This is a genomic window from Pseudoalteromonas sp. 13-15, assembly GCF_001468205.2.
GTDB lineage: Bacteria > Pseudomonadota > Gammaproteobacteria > Enterobacterales > Alteromonadaceae > Pseudoalteromonas > Pseudoalteromonas marina.
On the sequence record NZ_CP019163.1, the window covers coordinates 129,329 to 147,263 of the forward strand.

Below are 17,935 nucleotides of genomic sequence, written 5' to 3' on the forward strand. Positions count from 1 at the left end.
CTAGCGTTTTCAGCAATACTAAAGAGGGGCTGTTACACGCAAATGGCAAATTTATGGATTTTTTAAGTCAGCTCGCGGCTGTGCTAAAATGGCGTTTTTTTCTTCTTGAGAGAGAATGATCCAATCAAATATTTCTTCATTAGTTCGACCGCACCCAGTGCAATAACCGCTGCGACGTTCACATATGCCTAAACAGTCGCTTTTTAATTTAGATGTGTTTTTATTCGTTTTTCGCATTATTAAAATCCTAACGGTGGAGCAATTTCAAAGCGAGTAGAAAACCCATTACCTTCTTGATTTGTAGACAGTGTAATAACCGGATTTTTAGTATCAAGTACAAAGGTGTTGTAAATTGAACTGGCTGTTTCTTTTTGGCTTTCAAACCAACCTGTTTTTGATAGGCATTGGCGTAACTGTTCAGCAAGTGTTTGATGCGAATTTACTGCATGCGTTTGCGCTTTAACAGGTGTTTGGCATTGGTAACTTACTTGCTCAGACTTATTTAAAGTAATTGTACAGGAAGATCCAATGATATGAGTATTAGTATGCCATTGGTTTGAAAACGGGTTATTCACATTATCTGTTTTGATTGAATTAAAACCAAACTCATAACCATTTATTAGTTTATTTATGCTGCTACATTCATCGGATGTGACTGTGGTTTTTACAGACTGATTCGTTGTAGTAGCTTTGGTTGTAGTCTGATTAGTTTTGCTTGTACAGCCCGCTAAAATAAACACGATAATAAGAAGGATAATATAGTTTTTCATAGTTCACAGTAACCGATAAATTGAGCCATGCACTATAACACACATCATTTATTCAACTAAAAGGGAAAATAAAAAGGCCCATAAAATATGAGCCTCTTTTTAATTTACTTTAGCAGGCGCTATTTATGGCGACCTTGTAGGCATTTTACAACGTCTTCTAGGGCTAAGCCTTGGCGTTGTAGTAATACAGTAAGATGATAAATTAAATCAGCCGATTCGTTAGTAAGCTCATCGTTATCGTGTTTCATTGCGGCAAGCGCTACTTCTACGCCTTCTTCGCCCACTTTTTGACAGCTACGGCTTAAGTCTTTAGCAAATAATGAAGCGGTGTAGCTTTTTGCTGGGTCATCATTTTTACGCTCAACAATCACATCTTCTAATTGTGCTAAAAAGCTTAGGCTAGGTTTTGCATCATCACCAAAGCAGCTTTGTGTGCCTAAGTGACATGTTGGGCCTTCTGGGTTAGCCAGTACTAAAATTGAGTCGTAGTCACAATCGGTATGCACCGATACTACGTTTAAGTAGTTTTCTGATGACTCACCTTTGGTCCATAAACGTGACTTTGAACGCGAGTAAAAGGTTACTTTGTTACTTTCAAGCGTCGCTTTTAGTGCTTCGCTGTTCATAAAGCCTTGCATTAAAATAACACCAGAGCGAGCATCTTGAACAATCGCAGGGATCATTTCGCTTTTAGCAAAATCTACTTGAGTTTGGTTTTGTTGTGTTACTTGCATAGTCTTGCTGCCACTTGGTTATCAGTTAAAAATTGTTTTAATTCGCCAATGTTAATCACATTTTTGTGAAAAACGCTTGCTGCTAATGCGCCATCGACTTCGCTTAGTTTAAATACATCAACAAAGTCTTGCATGCTGCCTGCACCGCCTGATGCGATTAAAGGAATATTACACAATGCGCGCATTTTACTTAGCTGTTCATTGTCGTAACCGTTACGTACGCCATCTTGGTTCATACAGTTTAAAACAATTTCGCCTGCGCCTAAGTCTTGTACGCGTTTAACCCATTCCTCGGTTTTGTAACGTGTACGGCTTGATGCATTAGGATCGCCGGTTAATTGATACACTAAATACTCGCCGGTCACTTCATCGTAAAAGCTATCAATACCTACAACAACACATTGCTTACCAAATTCATCGTGTAGCTCTTTTATAAGCTCAGGGCGGGCAATAGCAGGGCTGTTAATACTTATTTTGTCAGCGCCACGCTCTAGTACACGTGCTGCATCGGCTACCGATTTAATACCGCCAGCCACACAAAATGGAATATCGATGTGGCGGGCAATGCTCTCTACCCAATTTACATCAAGTAGGCGTTTTTCAACACTTGCGCTGATTTCATAAAAAACCAGTTCATCGGCGCCGGCATCGCTGTATGCTTTTGCCATTGTTAAAATATCGCCCACTATTTCGTGGCCTTTAAATTTAACGCCTTTTACTACTTGGCCGTCTTTTACATCTAAACACGGGATTATGCGTTTTGATAACATGCCAACGCCTCCTCAACACTAAATGCGCCATCAAGTAGTGACTTACCTAAAATAACGCCACCTACACCAAGCTCTTTAAGCTTTTTAATGTCATCAAGTGAACTTACGCCACCCGAAGCTTGCACTTTAATGCTGCTGTTATGGCGAGTTAAATCTTCGTAAAGCTCAAACGATGGGCCAGTCATGGTGCCATCTTTACTGATGTCCGTGCATAAAAAGTCAATAACGCCCAAGCTTACATAAAAATCTACAAGCTCAAGTAAACCAAACTCAGATTCACTTAACCAACCATGGGTTGCAGGAGCCCAGCCCGTGGCTGTTTTATTTACATCAAGGGCAATAACAAAGTGCTCTGCGCCAAATTGTTCAATCCAGGCTTTTACTTGCTCGCGTTTTTCTACCGCCATAGAACCAATAACAACTTGGTTAGCGCCGGCTTTTAGCCAATCGCTTACATCTTGCTCTGAGCGAATACCGCCGCCCACTTGGTACGGTACGTTAAGCGCTTTAGTTGCAGCTTGTATATGTTGCCACTGTTTTTTACTTGGATCGCGTGCGCCTTCTAAATCTACAAGGTGCAATTTACCTGCGCCGCTATCGGCGTATTCTTTTAAACGTGCGCCAAGCTCAAAAGGGTAAAACTGAGCAGTGTCGTACTTACCTTGGTATAAACGAACAATTTGATTTTGTAATACGTCTAATGCTGGGATAATCACAAATAATCTCTTTATTGTTGGTTAATGGGCCGTTTATAACTGCCAATCAACAAAATTTTGTAATAAACGAGTGCCTACTTTTGCACTGCGCTCTGGGTGAAACTGCATGCCAGCATAGTTGTCTTTTGCAACTATGGCTGAAAAGGTTTGGCCGTATTCGCCGCTTACAAGTGTTGCATCGTTTACGGTGTGCGCAAAGCTATGTACAAAGTACACTTGCTCGTCTTGTGTTAAGCCTTTTGTGAGTGCATGCTCTTTATTTACGCTTAAGTTATTCCAACCCATATGCGGCGATGTTAAATTGCCAACATCAAGGGCTTTTACTTGGCCTGGTATTTTACCTAAGCATTGAACGTTACCTTCTTCGGTGCTTTCGCACAGTAACTGCATACCTAAGCAAATACCCATAAGAGGGCGCTGGTATTCATTTATAGCTTGTTGCCAGCCGTTATCTACTAAACGCTTCATGGCAACAGATGCATGTCCAACGCCTGGTAATATAGCACGCTCAAAGCCGGCTAATTGCTCTGGCGAGGTAATGACCGTTGGCGTTTGACCTAAGCGTTCAAACGCAAAACGAACTGAATTTATATTGGCACACCCGGTATTAATTATAGCAATCATAAACATCCCTTAGAGCTGGCTGTTTGTTGGGTCGTGTCTTGTGCTACTGCCATACGAAGGGCACGTGAAAATGCTTTAAATAAGCCTTCTACTTGGTGATGACAGTTACCGTCGCTCACCGATAAAATAAGGCTAATAGCGGCATTATCGCTTAAGCTTTTGAAAAAGTGCTCCACCATTTGTACGTCTAAATCGCCTGCTTTTTCACGGCTAAAGTTAGCGTTTAATACAAATGAAGCGCGGCCCGATAAATCAATTTGTGCTTCAGCTTTACACTCATCCATTGGCAGTGCAAAACCATAGCGCGCTATTTGCGATTTAGTGCCAAGCGCTTGTTTAAGCGCGACACCTAGGGCAATACCTATGTCTTCAACAAGGTGGTGCTCGTCTATGTGTAAATCGCCTTTCGCTTTAATGTTTAAACCAATGTTGGCGTGGGTGCGAATTTGATCAAGCATATGATCAAAAAAGCCAAGGCCTGTTTCAATGCTGCCGTTTTTAGTTTGATCTAGGTTTATGGCTACATCAATTTGGGTTTCTTTGGTGTTACGCGTAACACGGCCTTCGCGATTGGCCGTGGTTAGCTTTGTAACAATGGCAGGCCAGCTGCCATCATACAAAATGCCTTCACAACATAAGTTTTGTGCAAGGCCAATATCTGTTTGGCGATCGCCAATTACATATGAACGTGCTAAATCAACTTTGCCAGAGCGCATAAGTTCAGTTAATAAACCTGTTTTAGGTTTACGGCAATCACAGTTTTGCTCGTCAAAGTGTGGACAAATTAATACCTCGTCAAAGCTAATGCCTTGGCTTTGCATTATGTCCATCATTTTATCTTGGGCTATGTCAAAGTCAGCAGTCGGGAAGCTGTCTGTGCCTAAGCCATCTTGATTCGATACCATAACTAAACGGTACCCTGCGGCTTGTAACTGTAATAAAGCCGGGATAACACCAGGTAAAAACGCTAATTTTTCTAGGCTGTCTACCTGTTTGTCGGTGATTGGCTCTTCAATTATGGTGCCGTCACGGTCAATAAATAAATAGGGGTTACTCATGATACTTCTTGTCCTGATAAAAGAGGTGAGGTTGCTGGCTTATCAAGGCCATCTAACCAAATTTTTACTTGCTCAAGTTCTTGCTCATTACCAATGGAGATACGTAGCCAATCGTCTTCACCGTATAGGGTAAACGCGCGCATCACTAAGCCTTGTTCAAGTGCTACTTTAAAGTAGTTTTTGTCGGCTAATTTTAAGGTAACAAAGTTACCTTCACCAGTGAGAATTTTTAATGCAGCAGGGGATGCGTTTAACCACTGGACAAGCTTAGCCTTTAAACTATTTAAAATAGTCACTTGGCGGCGCATTGATGTAATTGCATCAGGCGCTATGGCTTGTGCAGCAATACTTGCTACCACGCCCGATACCGGATACGGCGCAATAACTTTACGAATAGGTGCAAGTACACTTTCTTGTGCAAGTGTAAAACCGGTTCTTAGCCCTGCAAGCGCAAACGCTTTAGATAAAGTGCGCAGTACCACTACATTACTATATTTGTTAATCAGCGCTGTAGCACTTTGCTCAGGGCAAAACTCAATATAGGCTTCATCAACAATAACTAAGGCTTTACCGGCAAGCGCTGTTGCCAGTGCTTTTACTTTTTCAAGGGGGGTTAAGCTACCAGTTGGGTTATTTGGGTTACAAATAAACACCAGTTTTGAGCTGCCCACTGCCTCAACTATTTCATCAACACTGCCATCAAGTAATAGCGCTTGGGTTAAGCCATTGATTGCAACGTTATGCGTATCAGCGGTTACTTTGTACATACCGTAGGTTGGCAAAAATAACGCAATGCTGTCTTTTGCAGGTTCGCAGTAGGTACGTACTAAAAGCTCAATGCCTTCATCGGCGCCGCGCGTCATTAATACGTTTTCGCTTTCAAGCTCTGCATACGCAGCATAGCGGTCAATAACCAATTGCGGTTGTGGATCTGGGTAGCGATTTAAATCTTCAATACTCAGTTCAATATTTTTAGCGTACGGGCTTTCATTGGCATTTAACCACGTTGACCCTGTTAGCTTTTCACTTTTAGCAGAGCTGTAGGCAGCAAGGGCTGCAATATTTTGTGGTAATAAGCTAGTCGCTTGTGCGCTCTCATTGCTCATTTTTAATTGCCTCTAAACGAATTGAAACCGCATTTGCGTGTGCATCAAGGCCTTCTGCATCTGCTAGTGGTAAAATAGCTTTTGACAGCTGTGTTAGGCCACTTTTACTTATAGTTTGTACTGTGTAAGTGCGGAAAAAATCAAGCAAGTTTAAGCTTGAATAGGTTGCACTGTAACCGTAGGTAGGTAACACGTGGTTAGTACCCGATGCGTAATCGCCCGCTGATTCTGGCGTGTAGTCGCCAACAAATACCGAGCCTGCATTTTTTACTTTATCTAAGTAAGGTGTTGAATCTGCTAATTGCAAAATTAAGTGCTCAGGGCCATATTGCGCTGATACGTCAAATGCTTGCTCAACAGAGTCCACTAAAATAAGTGATGAATTAGCCAGAGCTTGCTCGGCTGTCTCTTTGCGGCTTAATTTAACAAGCTGACGTGTAAGAGCCTGCTGCGTTTGCTCAATGATACTTTCGCTGTTACACAATAAAATAACTTGCGAGTCTGCGCCGTGCTCAGCTTGCGAGAGTAAATCTGCCGCTATAAATTCTGGGTTTGCACGCTCATCTGCAATAACTAGTACTTCAGAAGGGCCTGCTGGCATATCGATTGCCATACCAGGAATTGTTTGCGCAACAAGCTGTTTGGCCATCGTTACAAAGCTATTACCTGGGCCAAAAATTTTGTTCACTTTAGGCACTGATTCAGTGCCGTAGGCCATTGCTGCAATTGCACCTGCGCCACCACTTTCAATTAAAGTTGTAATGCCACATAACTTAGCTGCATATAATATTGCAGGGTTAATGCTTTCATCACCTTGCACAGGGGTTGCAAGTACGACGGTTTTAGCACCACTTAATTGTGCAAGTACACCTTGCATAATAACAGATGATGGCAGTGGAGCACTGCCACCTGGTACATAAATACCCACAGCTTCGATGGCCTGATATTTCAGTTCACATACAACGCCAGGTTGGGTTGATAACTTAATATCTTTAGGCAATTGCGCTTCGTGAAAACGTTTAACGTTTGCATAAGCGGTGTCAATTGCGTATTTAAGCTCTGCGCTTAGTGCTTGCTCTGATGCGTTTATTTCATCAAGCGGTACACGTAAACGAGGGTTAGCTCTATTATCAAACTTTTTAGCCATATCAAGTAAGGCTTTATCGCCTTGCTCTTTCACATCGCTCATAATTGTTTGGCATATAGCTTCAACCTTTGCGCTGGCAGAAACCGCAGGGCGCATTAGCGCCGCTGCTTGTACTTGTGAAGATTCCTCATTCCAACGAAGCATGGTACTTACTCCATCATTTTTTCAATTGGCATTACTAAAATAGAGTTAGCGCCTAGGGCTTTAAGCTGCTCCATTGTTTCCCAAAATAATGTTTCGCTGCTTACCATGTGAAGCGCTACGTACTCTTCGTTACCAGCAAGTGCAAGTAGAGTAGGTTGGCCAGAGCCTGGTAAAATTTCGCAAATTTCATCAAGTTTAGTTTTTGGCGCGTGTAGCATAATGTATTTGCTTTCTTTAGCCTGTTTAACACCACGAAGGCGCGGCATAAGCTTATTGATTAGCGCTAGTTTGTCTTCATCTTGCAGGTCTTTATTTTGAATTAAACACGCGTTTGATTCTAAAATTGTATCACCTTGAATCAAGCCGTTCGCTTCAAGCGTTGCACCGGTAGAAACTAAATCACAAATTGCATCAGAAAGACCGGCACGTGGGGCTACTTCTACAGAGCCTGTAAGCATTACAGTGCTTGCATTAATGCCTTCGCGCTTTAACCACTGTGTTAAAATTTCTGGGTAGGTTGTTGCAATACGTTTGCCTTCAAACCAGCTTTTATCACGTGGACCAAGCTCTTGTGGCCATGCAAGTGCAAGGCGGCAGTAACCAAAGTCTAGTTTTGCTAGTTTGCTAACTTCGCTTGGTACACCTTGGCGTTCACGTTCTGCTTGTACTTCTACTAGTACGTTTTCGCCAACAATACCTAAATCACAAACACCGTCCATTACTAAGCCCGGAATATCGTCATCGCGCACACGAAGTACGTCAATTGGCATATTAGTTGAGTGTGCAATTAAGCGTTGCTCACGTAGATTTAATTTAACACCTAGTTGCTTTAGTAAATCTTGACAATCTTTAGACAGGCGTCCGCCTTTTTGGATAGCGATACGTAGACGATTTGTGTTATTCATTATTCATTTTCCTTTAATTTAAAAACTAAAAACCCCGAGGGGAACCTCAGGGCGAAAATGAATCAATGTGTTTTGAATCGCCAGAGGTTCCTTTTAGGAATAACCTCTCAGCGAAAGACCTGACAGGTTATTCCGGTGAATGGTGGTGATGATGTACTGTTGTCAGGTTTAAGCGCATTTTATTTCCTTTGTGCTGCTCGTTACTAACGTAACGCTCAACAAATATCTGTTTTAATAAATTTCGCGATTATAAAAACATATTATGCACCACTATGGCAAGTGTTTTTTAAGCTTAATTAAAGCATATCTTATAACTGCCGATACTATAGATGTAACCGCATTAGTTTGTATTATATCAATTGGTTGATTTTCACTCACAACGAGGCTTTGGCTTTAAGGATGTATTAATGGATATGATGATCCCTTATTTGGGTAGAATAACGCGACTGTCAATTGAAACTAAAGGGGCATTCCATATTGCAGGTGTGCAAAGTAGCGCGGCGAGTGAAAAAGTAGAACTTGAAAACAAAAAAAAGAGAGAATTACAGAAAAAGAAAAAACTAAACGGTTTAAGTGATGAGACTCAACCGTCAACCCATAAAAAAAGCGTTAATAAAGATGACGATGGTATTGAGCATTTAGACACATGGGCCTAAATGCTCATAAAATTAAAACTTATTATTCATTTTTACGCCACTTTGCGGGTGTTAGCCCTGTGTTTCTTTTAAATAGGCGGGTGAAGAAGCTGCTGTTTTCGTAGCCTACGTTAATTGATATTTCGTTTACGGTTTTATCTGTAGATAGTAATAGTTTTTTGGCTTTGTCTATTCTCACTTCTTGCACGTACCTATTTATTGATATACCGGTTACTTGCGTAAATCGCCTCTTTAAATTGCGCTCACTAAAATTAAAGTATTTTGCTAACTCAACGATTGTGATTACGCTGCTTGAGTGATTATAAATCCAGTCTTGCACTTCACTAATTTTTTCGTCTCTGTGGCTACTATATTTTGGTAATGCAAAATTTAACTTACCAGAGTCAGAAATAAGTAAATGTGTGGCACATTGCTGGGAAAAGCGATCGCCTTTGTCTTTTGCAACTATTTCTAGTAGTACACTTATTCCCGCCTCAAAAGAGCCCGTTGTATAGATACTTCCCATTTTTAAATACGATTTATGATTAATAAACTGGCAGTCGGGAAATAGTTTACTCAATGGTTTAACCAAACTCCAATGAGTTGCAATGGCTGTTTTATTTAACTCGCCTGTGGCGGCTAAAAAATAAGAACCAGTGCTTAAGCTGAGAATAGACGTACTACTATTGATTTTAGGTATTAACCATTCAATTATTAATATACTGCTAGAGGGCATACTCTTTAATTTAGAGCCCTCAATTGGTGGAATAATCACTAAATCATACGGTTTGTCAGAAAGCGAATTATCGGCAACAACAATTGAATTACTTGAGCTTGTTATAGGTGCACCGTCTGTCGTAACTATTTCTACGTTATAACTTTGAGGTAATGAATAATGCGAGTCAAGTAACGAAACAATGGTAAAAAAGTCTTTAGCTAATAATACGCTGACTGCCCAGCATCCCTCGTAGGCAATAATTGCTATATTTTTCATAATTTCATTTGGCCCAATCGGACTGTTAAAAGTACCCGTGCAGACATATTATTTTAATTTTTGTAAAAGTAACATTAAAACCTACTTTAAATAGCGGTTATTTTTTTAAGTGATTGTTTTAAAGTTGTTTTGTTTCATATTAAATGCATTTCAAATATTTTAATTTATAAAAATCAGAGTCACAAAGGGGAATGGTTTGCAGCAGTATATACAAAATGATGCTTATTTTAATCAAAAGCACAGTGAAATAAATAACTGGTTGAAAAATGTTAAAGGCCATGACGATCGCACTAAGGCCATTTCAATTTATTATCTTGTAAGAGATGGAATTAAATATGATCCTTTTACACTTTTAGATGGGGCAAAGTCACTTAGTAGTGACTATTGCTTAGACAATAAAGCAGCATACTGTATTCCAAAGGCATCATTACAAATTGCATTGAGCCGAGCTATTAATATTCCTGCCCGCTTGGGTTTGGCAGATGTTCGTAATCATTTAAGTACACCTAAGTTAGACAAGTTACTAAAAAATGATGTGTTTACAATGCACGCTTATGTAGAGCAGTTTATTGAGGGAAAGTGGGTGAAATCGACACCTGCCTTTAATAAAGAGCTATGTGACCTCGTTAGTATAAAGCCATTAGAATTTGATGGAGTAAACCACTCTTTATTTCATCAATTTACTGCTGACGGCGAAAAGCATATGGAGTATTTAAAAGATCATGGGCAATTTGATGCAATGCCAACGACACTTATTAACAAAAGTTGTGATCACTATTACCCGCATTTAGCTCTCGATTTTTCAAATATTGGTAAGTAAATATTTTATATGGGTTGCTCCTTTTGCAGTCTTTATTACTTAATTTTAATTTTTTATATTTTGTTAGGAGGGGGATTTGCTTGCCCTTGGTTACAGCCTTACGTAAAATCGCGCTATTGTTTTTAAAATGTGATTGCTGTTATCAAACAATTGTTTAGTGCAACCGGCCCCTTAGCGTTATCTTTTGATGGCTACACACCACGTCAACCGCAAATTGATATGGCCGTTGCAGTTGCCCAAGCGTTAAAAAACAGTTCCCAACTCGTTGTTGAGGCCGGCACAGGTACGGGCAAAACGTTCGCTTACTTGGCACCCGCGCTTAAGTCTAAGGGTAGAACAATTATTTCTACTGGCTCTAAAGCATTGCAAGAGCAACTGTATCATCGTGATTTACCTCAATTAGTAAAGGCACTCAGTGCTACAAAAAAAACGGCTTTACTAAAAGGTCGCGCTAATTACTTATGTACTTACAGGCTAAATCAACATGTTGCGCATGTGCCTACAGACGATCCCGATGTTATGCATCAACTTGCCATGGTTGCTAAATTTGCAAGTGAAACACAATCAGGCGATTTAGCTGATTGTATTGGTATAGAAGATGACGCAAAAGTTTTACCTTATGTGAACTCCACTGCAGATAATTGTTTAGGTAAAGAGTGTCCAGACTTTCAAGAGTGTTACATACGAAAAGCGCGTTTAAATGCTGCTGAAGCTGACGTTGTTGTTATTAATCATCACTTATTTTTTGCAGATATGGCTGTTAAAGAAAGTGGCTTTGCTGAATTGATGCCCACAGCCGACGCTTATATTTTTGATGAAGCTCACCAACTTAGCGAAATTGCCAGCGACTATTTTGGTGAAAGTGTAAGTACTAAAAAGCTGGTGGATTTAATTAACGATTTACGCGCGATATACCGAGCTGAAATTCCTGATATGTTACAACTTGGTAAAAGCTTAAATAAATTAGAGACCAGTGTAGCTGATTTACGCTTGCAGTTTGGTGTCGATGGCAGTAGAGGTGATTGGCGAGAAAAGCTTAGCGATAAGCAAATATGTGCAGCACTGCATCGTGTCATTAGCGATTTGGACTTTGTTTATCAAGTACTAAAGCTATGCTTAGACAGAAGCGATAAAATAGAACACCCGTTTGAACGGGCTTTAGTATTTAAAGGTCAATTAGAGCGGGTTTTTGATACAGCACAAACTGGTTTTAGTTACTGGTATGAGACAACACGGCGCTTTTTAACTATAAATATTACGCCGTTAAATGTATCGGCAAAATTTTCACAAATGATGCAAGACACCGGTGCTGCATTTGTGTTTACCTCTGCAACGCTTTCGGTTGATAATAAGCTTGACCACTTTAATGCAAGCTTAGGGCTAAAACCAGCACAAAGCATGATGGTTGACAGCCCGTTTGATTACCCAAACCAAGCATTATTGTGTTTGCCAAGATACTTGCCAGAATCGCATGCTGATAATATGCCTCATGCTATTGTAAAATTAACCCTTGAGCTTATAAAATCAGCGCAAGGGCGCTGTTTTGTGCTTTTTACAAGTTACCGTATGATGCATTTAGTTGCAGAGGGGCTCACAACGCAAATAGACTACCCCGTTTATATGCAAGGGCAAATGTCTAAGCGGATTATTTTAGAAAAATTTACCCGCCATGGTAATGCAGTTCTACTCGGTACGGCATCATTTTGGGAAGGGGTAGATGTGAGAGGCAGTACATTAAGCTGTGTTATTATAGATAAATTGCCTTTTGCAGCGCCAGACGACCCCTTGTTGCAAGCTAAAATGCAGGATTGCCAAATGCAGGGAAAAGACCCATTTGCACATATCCAATTACCACAAGCAGTTATTGCCTTAAAGCAAGGTGTAGGGCGATTAATTCGCGATAGCAAAGATAAAGGCGTGCTTGTTATATGTGATAATAGATTAGTAACACGCCAATATGGTCAAGTGTTCTTAAAAAGCTTACCTGCAATGCGTCGTACGCGAAGCTTAGAAGTCGCTAATACATTTTTACAACAAATTAATTAGAGTAATAAAATGATCAAAAGTAATATTCTTGCCCTTGATGCTTCAACAGAAGCACTATCACTTGTTTTACATTATAAGGGAGAGACATTTCATCATTTTGAAGAGTGCCCTCAGCAGCATAGTCAAAAAATTCTACCTTTGATTGATGAGTTATTGGCCAAAGCAAATTGTAAATTAAAAGAACTGGATGTTATTGGTTTTGGCCAAGGGCCCGGTAGTTTTACAGGAGTAAGAATTAGTGTTGCTATAGCTCAAGGGTTAGCGTACTCAACTAATTTACCATTGGTAGGTGTTTCTACATTGGCTGTTATGGCGCAACAAGCATACGAGCAAAACAACAGCTCACTTGTTTTTCCAAGTATAGATGCGCGTATGGGTGAAATTTACTTTGCACAATACCAAGAAAATAATGGTTTAATGGAATTAGTTAATAACGAGTGTGTTATTAAACCTGAACTTTTAACTAATGAGTATATAACGAGTAACGAAGCATCAGTTGCAGTAGGCACAGGTTTTAAAACGTACCCTGATGCATTAGCAAACTTTGGAAACATCACTATTAATACAGACATAACATTACCAGATGCACGTTTTATGCTTGCCTTTGTTGATGCCGCATTTATTGCAGGCCAGGGCGTTCAAGCAAGTGATGCCCAACCAAAGTACGTTCGTGATACCGTAACATGGAAAAAGTTACCAGGGCGCGAATAAAACAGTACCGCGTTAATTTGCAAATTGATTGTTTTTAAATCATAATTTTAGCTATGTTTAAGGTTGGAGAAGCGTGATGACGCTGCCTATTGGCTCAGGTTTTTTTACAGGTGATATTCCTGGTAGAGTAATCCCTGCTAAGGGAGTAACTGCAAGACCACAAGGTTTGGCAGATCAAGCTGCTGCTCAAAAAACAAATACTGATTATGTAAAAACCAGTGCCGAGGGCGTTGAGCTTGCTAATCGATTGTTCAAAACTAGCGCAAAGGGTGATAACTTCAGCCAAACAATTTACGACCAGCCTAGTGCAAAAAATAGCAAAGCCATTTCTACCTATACTGAGTTTGCAAATTTAGAACGCAGAGCTGAAGTACAAAATTTAATTGGGGTAGATATTTACGCTTAAAAGTAATCAACCTTTAATAAAAAAACCGAACATTGTTCGGTTTTTTTTGCTTTATACGTATTTTACTGTTCTATAAAGTGTATTAACTTATCAGCTATATCTGTATTATTTTGAGAGCCAACAAATTGTTCACTCCCTTTACCATAAGCAAAAACTTGTACGTCTACTGCAGTATGGCCACCCGTAGTCCATCCAGTAAAGCTTGTGTCACTAATAATACTTTTAACGGCTAAGTTGAGTGCTTTGTCACCCATAGATTTAGCTTGCTCAAGTTTTATTTTGTTTTCAGGGGTAAATGCAATGCTGGTATATTTATTCCACACTGATTTTAAATCATCAGACTCAAGTAAGTGTTGTGTAATAGTACCCGCTGTTGCTTTTACGCCATGCACAACATCTGCTTCCCACTTATATTGGCCGTGCGCACCCAATGTTAAGCCACCTGTAGAGTGATCAGCAGTTATAACTAATAAAGTATCTTTATTTTTATCAACATACGCTTTAGCTTTTTCGATAGCAGATGCAAAGTCATCCATTTCGGCCATGGCACAGGCTATATCATTTGCATGCCCACACCAATCAATTTGGCTACCTTCAATCATTACAAAAAAACCATCTTTATTTTGATTGTCTAGAAGGTCGAGTGCTTTAGAAGTAAGCTTAGTTAACCTTGTTGGGTTTTCGTCTAACGCAAAAGGTAAGCCTTTAGCGGCATATAAACCGATAGCTGGAAGTTGCGTAATTTGATTAAGGTTTTGAATATCGTCACCATACTGGTAACCCGCTGCTTTAAATTCGTCAACTAAATTTCTATCGTCTCGAATAAAGTATTTAGTACCACCACCCAGCATTAGGTCAACGGGTAGTTTGCCTGCAATTTTATTATCAATATAATCATTAGCAATTTCGTCGTAATTATTACGTGATTCATTATGAGCGGCAAAGCTTGCTGGTGTAGCGTGGTTTATTTGTGATGTAGCTAATAGGGCTGTAGTCATGCCTCGCTGTTTAGCGATTTCAAGCATTGTTTTAAGTGGTTTTTTATCAGTATCTACGGCAATTGCACCATTATAACTTTTATGCCCGCTGCTCAACGCTGTCGCACTTGCGGCGCTATCGGTTACAACTGTGTGATCGTCAGGGTAAGTACGCGCCATTCCTGTCAGCATGGTATCAAAAACGGTTTGCTCAACAGACTTTGTAGTGGGGTCATCTTTAAAATAACGATAAGCAGTAGTATAAGCAGGCCCCATGCCATCACCAATCATATAAATTACATTTTTAGGTGCAGTTTCGGCCATTGCACCAGATGCAGTGCACATTAGAGCTAACACACTTAATTGTTTTTTCATGTTTTATGTACCTTTTGAGTGTACTTTATTAATAGCTAAATTATTGTATACCTTAACTATGATAAATAAATTAATAGATTGCGACAAATGATGATTTAGCTATATATAAGCGATTATTGTGCGTAAAAATTATTGTAAAGCCGTTAAAATATCTATTAGGAAACACCAAATAACAAAAAATACACACATAATAGTCGAGCTAAATTAAAAATAACATTATGAATAAATGACGGTTTTTATTTATTCTTCTAGGTTGCAGTTGTAGCCTCAGCGACTAAAATAACAAACATTTAGTGAAACTATTTAGTGGTCTGACAACTTGTATGTTATATATTTACAAAAATAAAAAGAGGTTTATGTGCGGCCATTTAATATTCAAACACGTAATTTAGATATTCATGGTTTAAAAATAGGCTCTGGTGAAGAGGTAGTAATAGCACTTCACGGTTGGTTAGATAATTGTAAAAGTTTTAAGCCCATGCTTGATGGCCAAAAGCCAGAGCAAACTTGGTACTGTATTGATTTTTCTGGACATGGTTTAACATCGTGGCGCAGTGATGACGCACATTACTATTTTGTTGATTACATCGATGATGTTTATCAATTTATTGAAGCCATTGGTGCTGACAAAGTTCATTTAGTCGGGCATTCTATGGGAGCTATGGTCGCGGGTTTTTTCGCGAGTTGCTTTAGTCAAATGGTTAAATCGGTAAATTTTATTGAGGGTATTGGCTGCGTAACAACACCCAGCGAGGAAGTTACGGAGCAACTAAAAAATGCTGTGCTTAATCGTGCAAGAACGCATAATAAAAAAACAAGAATATATCCCTGTAAAAAAGATATTTACGAGGCACGGTCTAAAACAACCGACTTAGATGTTGAATTAATTTCGCTATTGATGGAACGAAATATCAAAGCAGTCTCTAAGGGTTTTGCACTAACAACCGATCCTAAGCTCAAAAATCATTCAGGTTTTAGGTTTGATGAAGTGCAATGTATTGGTGCAATAAAAGAATTAATTGCACCATGCCAATTAATTTTAGGTAACCAAGGTTACGTGTTTGTAAAACAAAATTTAGAAAAGTATATTAATTATTACAATGACTTGAGTGTAATTAATGTGGAGGGTGGGCACCATTGCCATATGCAAAGTAGCAAAGAATGTTATGAACACATTCAAGCATTTATGGTGCAAAGTGGTGCACGTTAATTGTATATTGACGTTAAATGTGGGATTATTCCCGCATTAGAGTATTTGCTCAATTGTTAAAGTGCCTTACTTAGATTAAGGTTAATAAAAATATAACTATAAACAGGGGCTAAGAGTGGAAAAAATCTGGCTTAAGCGCTACCCAGAAGGTATGCCTGAAACAATCGATCCTGAGCATTACAACTCGTTACTCGAAGTGTTCGAAAAAAGTTTTTCTGATTACAAAGATTTACCTGCATTCACAAACATGGGTAAAACGTTGTCGTATGAAGAAATAGACACAGCAACTAAAAAAGTTGCCTCGTATATTCAAAATGATTTGGGACTCAAAAAAGGCGACAAAGTTGCCGTAATGATGCCTAACTTATTACAAACACCTATTTCTATTTTAGGTATTTTACGAGCAGGGTGTGTGGTAGTTAACGTTAACCCTTTATACACTGTACGTGAGCTCGAACATCAGTTAAAAGATTCAGACACAAGCGCCATTTTCATTCTTGCAAACTTTGCAGATACTCTTGAAAAGGCTTTAGGTAAAACAGACGTTAAACACATCGTGGTTACACAAGTTGGTGACATGGTGGGTGGCCTTAAAAAGCACATTGTTAACTTTGTTGTTAAGCACGTTAAAAAAATGGTGCCTAAATACAACTTACCAAACACGATTAAATTTTCAGATTTGTTAAACGCTGACGAAAATGCTTACACACGCCCTGAATTAAATTTATCTGACCTAGCATTTTTACAATACACAGGCGGTACGACCGGTGTATCTAAAGGTGCTATGTTGAGCCATGGTAATATGGTGGGTAACCTTGAGCAGGTGTCTGGTTGTTTAGATAAGGTACTAAACCGTGGAACAGAAGTGGTTGTTACTGCACTTCCGCTTTACCATATCTTTGCACTTACGGCTAACTGCTTAACGTTCATGAAATATGGTGGTTTAAACTTATTGATTACTAATCCGCGTGATATGCCGGGTTTTGTAAAAGAGTTAAGTCAAACTAAATTTACAGCAATCACCGGTGTTAACACATTATTTAATGGTTTACTAAACACACCAGGTTTTGATGAACTTGATTTTAGCCACCTAAAAATGTCGTTAGGTGGTGGTATGGCGGTTCAACGTCCTGTTGCTGAAAAGTGGCAAAAAGTGACGGGGTCAAAACTGATGGAAGGCTACGGCCTTACTGAATGTGCTCCACTTGTTACAATTAGCCCTTACGACTTAGAGTCTTATAATGGTTCTATTGGTTTACCTGCACCAAATACTGACATTAAGCTAATGCTTGAGAATGGTGAAGAGGCAGCTAAAGGTGAGCCTGGCGAATTATGCGTTAAAGGCCCTCAGGTTATGCTTGGCTACTACAAGCGCCCAGATGCCACAGCCGAATGTTTACAAGACGGTTGGTTTGCAACAGGTGACATTGCTACATATGACGATGAAGGCTTCTTCTATATAGTAGATCGTAAAAAAGACATGATCATAGTATCTGGCTTTAACGTTTTCCCAAATGAGATTGAAGAAGTTGTTGCAATGCACGACGGTGTGCTTGAAGTGGCGGCTGTTGGTATACCTCATGATGTCAGCGGTGAACAAGTTAAAGTTTTTGTTGTTAAAAAAGACCCTTCTTTAACTGAAAAAGATATAATAAACCATTGTCGTGATAATTTAACTAATTACAAGGTTCCAAAACTCGTTGAGTTTAGGGATGAGTTACCTAAAACAAACGTAGGTAAAATACTCAGACGAGCCTTGAAAGATTAGAAAACTATAAAAAAGCCGG

The 17,935-nt window shown here is 39.5% G+C and carries 19 protein-coding genes; 7 read left to right on the top strand and 12 right to left on the bottom strand.

The annotated features are described in order from the left end of the window. Positions 1-51 precede the first annotated feature (51 nt). The 10 genes from ATS72_RS16115 to hisG form a co-directional block, all read right to left on the bottom strand. Positions 52-237 (bottom strand): DUF1289 domain-containing protein, encoded by a 186-nt coding sequence (locus ATS72_RS16115; protein ID WP_006793440.1) that lies wholly within the window; start codon positions 235-237, stop codon positions 52-54. 2 nt (positions 238-239) lie between these two features. Beyond that, positions 240-770 (bottom strand): hypothetical protein, encoded by a 531-nt coding sequence (locus tag ATS72_RS16120; RefSeq protein ID WP_058429249.1) that lies wholly within the window; start codon positions 768-770, stop codon positions 240-242. A 119-nt stretch (positions 771-889) separates the two neighbouring features. Continuing rightward, on the bottom strand, positions 890-1,504 hold the full coding sequence (hisIE, locus tag ATS72_RS16125; protein ID WP_006793442.1) for a bifunctional phosphoribosyl-AMP cyclohydrolase/phosphoribosyl-ATP diphosphatase HisIE: 615 nt from the start codon (positions 1,502-1,504) through the stop codon (positions 890-892). Further along, a complete protein-coding gene (hisF, locus tag ATS72_RS16130) occupies positions 1,495-2,274 on the bottom strand; it encodes an imidazole glycerol phosphate synthase subunit HisF (protein ID WP_058429250.1) in 780 nt (259 codons plus the stop codon). The genes hisIE and hisF overlap by 10 nt, the downstream gene beginning before the upstream one ends. Continuing rightward, on the bottom strand, positions 2,256-2,990 hold the full coding sequence (locus tag ATS72_RS16135) for a 1-(5-phosphoribosyl)-5-[(5-phosphoribosylamino)methylideneamino] imidazole-4-carboxamide isomerase (protein ID WP_004586383.1): 735 nt from the start codon (positions 2,988-2,990) through the stop codon (positions 2,256-2,258). Before ATS72_RS16135 ends, hisF begins: the two co-directional genes overlap by 19 nt. Positions 2,991-3,023: 33 nt before the next feature. Continuing rightward, entirely contained in the window at positions 3,024-3,614 is a 591-nt protein-coding gene (gene hisH, locus ATS72_RS16140) for an imidazole glycerol phosphate synthase subunit HisH (protein WP_004586382.1), read from the bottom strand. Continuing rightward, complete coding sequence (hisB, locus tag ATS72_RS16145) at positions 3,611-4,672, bottom strand: bifunctional histidinol-phosphatase/imidazoleglycerol-phosphate dehydratase HisB (RefSeq protein ID WP_006793446.1); 1,062 nt, start codon at positions 4,670-4,672, stop codon at positions 3,611-3,613. The genes hisH and hisB overlap by 4 nt, the downstream gene beginning before the upstream one ends. Further along, positions 4,669-5,778: a histidinol-phosphate transaminase gene (gene hisC, locus ATS72_RS16150; protein ID WP_008129147.1), complete on the bottom strand. Its 1,110-nt coding sequence runs from the start codon at positions 5,776-5,778 to the stop codon at positions 4,669-4,671. The genes hisB and hisC overlap by 4 nt, the downstream gene beginning before the upstream one ends. Next, entirely contained in the window at positions 5,768-7,069 is a 1,302-nt protein-coding gene (hisD, locus tag ATS72_RS16155; RefSeq protein ID WP_058429251.1) for a histidinol dehydrogenase, read from the bottom strand. The genes hisC and hisD overlap by 11 nt, the downstream gene beginning before the upstream one ends. A gap of 5 nt (positions 7,070-7,074) precedes the next feature. Further along, entirely contained in the window at positions 7,075-7,974 is a 900-nt protein-coding gene (gene hisG, locus ATS72_RS16160) for an ATP phosphoribosyltransferase (RefSeq protein ID WP_008129142.1), read from the bottom strand. 407 nt (positions 7,975-8,381) lie between these two features. Here hisG and ATS72_RS16165 point away from each other — a divergent pair, with 407 nt between their 5' ends. Next, positions 8,382-8,630, top strand: coding sequence for a hypothetical protein (locus ATS72_RS16165; protein ID WP_058429252.1), 249 nt, complete (start codon positions 8,382-8,384; stop codon positions 8,628-8,630). Between the two features lie 22 nt (positions 8,631-8,652). On the opposite strand, the gene ATS72_RS16170 is transcribed toward ATS72_RS16165, so the two are convergent. Further along, positions 8,653-9,603, bottom strand: coding sequence for a GlxA family transcriptional regulator (locus tag ATS72_RS16170; RefSeq protein WP_058429253.1), 951 nt, complete (start codon positions 9,601-9,603; stop codon positions 8,653-8,655). A 196-nt stretch (positions 9,604-9,799) separates the two neighbouring features. Here ATS72_RS16170 and ATS72_RS16175 point away from each other — a divergent pair, with 196 nt between their 5' ends. The 4 genes from ATS72_RS16175 (at position 9,800) to ATS72_RS16190 (ending at position 13,586) form a co-directional block, all read left to right on the top strand. Next, positions 9,800-10,423 carry a transglutaminase-like domain-containing protein gene (locus ATS72_RS16175; RefSeq protein ID WP_058429254.1) on the top strand — a complete coding sequence of 208 codons (624 nt, stop codon included), beginning with the start codon at positions 9,800-9,802 and terminating at the stop codon, positions 10,421-10,423. Between the two features lie 129 nt (positions 10,424-10,552). Further along, positions 10,553-12,469, top strand: coding sequence for an ATP-dependent DNA helicase (locus ATS72_RS16180; RefSeq protein ID WP_058429255.1), 1,917 nt, complete (start codon positions 10,553-10,555; stop codon positions 12,467-12,469). A gap of 9 nt (positions 12,470-12,478) precedes the next feature. Beyond that, a complete protein-coding gene (tsaB, locus tag ATS72_RS16185; protein ID WP_058429256.1) occupies positions 12,479-13,180 on the top strand; it encodes a tRNA (adenosine(37)-N6)-threonylcarbamoyltransferase complex dimerization subunit type 1 TsaB in 702 nt (233 codons plus the stop codon). Between the two features lie 76 nt (positions 13,181-13,256). After that, positions 13,257-13,586: a hypothetical protein gene (locus tag ATS72_RS16190; protein ID WP_010556199.1), complete on the top strand. Its 330-nt coding sequence runs from the start codon at positions 13,257-13,259 to the stop codon at positions 13,584-13,586. A 62-nt stretch (positions 13,587-13,648) separates the two neighbouring features. On the opposite strand, the gene ATS72_RS16195 is transcribed toward ATS72_RS16190, so the two are convergent. Continuing rightward, positions 13,649-14,938, bottom strand: a complete 1,290-nt coding sequence (locus ATS72_RS16195; RefSeq protein WP_058429257.1) for an alkaline phosphatase — start codon at positions 14,936-14,938, stop codon at positions 13,649-13,651. Positions 14,939-15,296: 358 nt separating this feature from the next. On the opposite strand from ATS72_RS16195, the gene ATS72_RS16200 reads away from it, so the two are divergent. Continuing rightward, the gene (locus tag ATS72_RS16200) at positions 15,297-16,148 is read left to right on the top strand and encodes an alpha/beta hydrolase (RefSeq protein ID WP_058429258.1); all 852 of its coding nucleotides are present in this window, start codon (positions 15,297-15,299) and stop codon (positions 16,146-16,148) included. Between the two features lie 115 nt (positions 16,149-16,263). After that, complete coding sequence (fadD, locus tag ATS72_RS16205; protein WP_006793459.1) at positions 16,264-17,916, top strand: long-chain-fatty-acid--CoA ligase FadD; 1,653 nt, start codon at positions 16,264-16,266, stop codon at positions 17,914-17,916. Positions 17,917-17,935: the final 19 nt, after the last annotated feature.